The sequence below is a fragment of the Streptomyces sp. NPDC001880 genome (assembly GCF_053594575.1).
This window is the reverse complement of the sequence record NZ_JBSFET010000215.1, coordinates 1-3,639: the sequence shown is the minus strand read 5'-3', so window position 1 is coordinate 3,639 and position 3,639 is coordinate 1. Positions and strand designations below refer to the sequence as shown.

Genomic DNA, 3,639 nt, shown 5'->3' with positions numbered 1-3,639 from the left:
CTCCCCGATCCCGCCCACCGGCGCATCCGTCACCGGCCCCTGCCACGATCCCAACAACTCCCGCTCACCCGGCAACAACACACCCAACCGGGCGACAGCCGTGTCGGGCTCGGAGACGACGGTCTCCAGTACCTGGTGGAGCCTGCGGACCAGCGCGTCGACGGTGTCGTGGTTGAAGACATCCTTGGCGTAGACGATGCCGCCGCTCATTCCGAGCGGTCCGTCCTCGCCCTCGGGCCGGTCGGTGAAGTGCACGGTGAGGTCGAACTTCGCCGCGTTGATCTCGACCGGCTCTTCGACGACCCGCACGCCGGGGAGCGCGAGTCGGCCGTGGCTGTTGTTCTGCAGGACCAGCATCACCTGGAACAGGGCTTGCCGGGACGCCGAACGGTCGAGGCCGAGCGCATCCACCAGCCGGTCGAACGGCAGATCGGCGTTCGCGTGCGCACCCAGATGCACGTCGCGCACCCGGTCCAGCAGCTCAGCGAAGGACGGGTCGCCGGACACGTCCGTGCGCAGCACCACCGTGTTCACGAAGAAGCCGACCAGGTCGTCCAGCGCATCGTCGCCCCGCCCCGCCATCGCCGCGCCCACCGACACGTCCTCGCCCGCACCCATCCGCGACAGGACGACGGCCAAAGCGGCGTTCAGCACCATGAACAGCGTGACGTCGTGCTCGCGCGCCAGCCGCAGCAGGCCCTGGTGCATCTCCGCGTCCACCGTGAACGGGACCGTGCCGCCCACGTGCGACGGAACCGCCGGGTGGGGGCGGTCGTACGGCAGCACCAGCTCCGTCGGGGAACCTTCCAACTTCTGTTGCCAGTAAGCCAATTGTTTGCTGGAGACACTCTCCGGGTCGTCCTCCGAGCCGAGCGCCTCTCGCTGCCACAGCGCGTAGTCGGCATACTGCACCGGCAGCGCCCCAAACTTCGGAGCCCCACCCTCCAACCGTGCCCCGTACGCCACCGACAGGTCCCTCAGCAGCGGTGCCATCGACCAGCCGTCCGCCGCGATGTGGTGCAACACCAGCATCACCACGTTCTCGTCCGCCGACAGCGCGAACAGCCAGGCCCGCACGGGGATCTGCCGCGCGAGATCGAATGTGCACGCCATGGCCACCTCCATCGCGGACGGCAGCTCCTCCTCGCTGACCGGGGCGACCCGCAGCTCTGGCGCCGCATCGGCCAGGATCCGCTGCGACGGCTCGCCGTCGCGCAGTTCCACCGTCGTACGCAGGATCTCGTGCCGGCCCACCACGTCCGCGAGCGCTGCCCGCAGCACGTCGACGTCCACGCGGCCGGTCATGCGCAGCGACACCGCCACGTTGTATGTCGCGCTGGCCCCCGCCAGCTGGTCGAGGAACCAGAGGCGACGCTGTGCGTACGACAACGGAAGACGCTCCGGACGTTCACCGGCCACCAGCGCCGGACGTGCGGCCTCGCCCGGCTCGTTCGTCCCCTCCAGCCGCTCCGCCAGCCCAGCCACGGTCGGCGCGTCGAACAACACCTGAACCGAGAGCGGCACCCCGAAGGCGGTGCGGATCCGTGAGGTGAGGCGGGTGGCAAGCAGGGAGTGGCCGCCGAGGTCGAAGAAGGAGTCGTCGACGCCGACGGTGTCCCGGCCCAGGATCTCGGCGAACAGGCGGCACAGGACTCTTTCCCGCTCGGTGCTCGGTGCCCGGTAGACGCCGCCGGTGAACTCGGGCTCGGGGAGGGATGTGCGGTCCAGCTTGCCGTTCGGCATCAGTGGGAGCGCGTCGATGACCACGACCACGGCCGGGACCATGTAGTCCGGGAGACGCTCCGCCGCGAAACTGCGCAGGGTGGCGCCGCTGACAGCACCACCGCTCCCGACGTCTTCGGCGGGGACGGCGTAGCCGACCAGCTGGGTACCCGTGGCGCCCTGGCCCTCACGAGCGATCACGACAGCCTTGTCCACCGCCGGATGCGCCTGTAGAGCAGCTTCCACCTCACCCAGCTCGACGCGGATACCCCGCACCTTCACCTGGTCGTCCGCACGACCCGCGTACACGAGCTCGCCCTCGGCGGACCACCGTGCCAGGTCGCCCGTGCGATACATGCGTTGCCCACCACCGAAGGGGGCGGCCACGAACCGCTCGGACGTGAGACCCGGCCGGTTCAGATAACCCCAGGCCAGACCCACACCCGCCACATACAGCTCACCCACGGCACCCGGCGCCACCGGACGCAGCGCCGCATCCAGCACGTACACCTGCGTATTGGCGATCGGACGGCCGATCGGCAGCGCACCACGCGCCTCGTCCACCGACGCGATCCGCGCCCACACACTGTCCGCGCTCGCCTCGGAGAAGCCGTAGAAGTTCAGCAGGCGGCCCTCGGGCAACGTCTCCAGGAACAGCGTCGCCGTCGCCGGCGGCAGTGCCTCACCACTGCTCGTCCACGTCATCCGGCCCGCCGCCGGCCCCAGACCGCCGTCCTCCAGCAACGCCGTCAACAGACTCGGCACCAGCGTCATCCGCGTGATGCCGTGCCGCTCGATCAGTGCGGACAGACCCTCCACACTCCGTGCTTCCTCGTCATCGGCCACGACGACCGACGCACCGCGCAGCAGCGGGCCGAGGATCTCACTCGTCGACTCGCCGAAGCCCATGGACGCCTTTGCACAGCCGACGTCCGTGGGTACCCACGAGAAGCGATCGTGCGACCACGCCAGGCGGTTCACCATCCCGACGTGCGTGCCGACGACGCCCTTCGGCTTTCCCGTCGACCCCGACGTGTAGAAGACGTAGGCGGGACTCAGCGGTCCCGGCCGGCCCAGGAGTTCCTCGTCGGCGAGGGCGCCGGTGGCCAGCTCGGCCAGAGCGGCGCGGACGTCGGTGCCGTCCAGCTCGACCCGGGGCACGTCCACGTCCACGTCCGGCAGGCTCCGCGAGACGTCACTCGACGTCAGCACGAGCACCGGAGCGGAATCGCTCAGCATGAACGCACCCCGCTCGGACGGATACGTCGGATCCAGACCGACGTAGGCCGCCCCAGCCTTCAGCACCGCGACCAGTGCGACGACCATCTCGGCCGAACGCGGCAGATACAGCGCCACGAACGCTCCGGGACCGACCCCCTTGCGCACGAGATACCGCGCGAGACGGTTCGTCCGCGCGTCCAACTCGCCGTACGTCACGCTGGTGCTGCCACAGATGACCGCGACCGCGTCCGGCGTACGGGCCGCCTGCGCGGTGAGCAGCTCGGGCAGCGTGCCGACGGGCAGGGCGGCGCCGGTGTCGTTCCAGTGCGCCAGCAGCTTCCGCTCATCGGGCAGCAGGACGTCCAGGCGGCCGACAGTCGCGTTCGGCTCGGAGACGATGGTGCGGAGGAGGTGCTGGAGGCGGTCGAAGAGTTTCTGCGCCTCCGCCTCGGTGAAGGCCTCTTCCTGGTAGTCGAGCCGCAGCCGCAGCCCTTGGTCACTGGGAACGAGCACCAGGGCGAGCGGGTAGTGCGTGGCGTCGAGCGCCGAGAGGACCTTCGCCCGGGGTTCCGGGCCGTGCCCTTCGCTGCCGCCGTCGCCGTCTGCTGTGTCGAGGGGGTAGTTCTCGTAGACGGTGAGGGTGTCGAAGAGTTGTCCGGTGTTTGTCAGTTGTTGGATGTCGGTGAGGCTGAGGTG

Annotated in this window: 1 protein-coding gene; it reads right to left on the bottom strand. The window is 69.7% G+C overall.

Going from position 1 to position 3,639, the window contains the following annotated elements; genetic code table 11:
- Positions 1–3,639, bottom strand: a 3,639-nt coding sequence (locus ACWCQ6_RS36310) for an amino acid adenylation domain-containing protein (RefSeq protein WP_451096657.1), incomplete at both ends; no start/stop codon positions are given.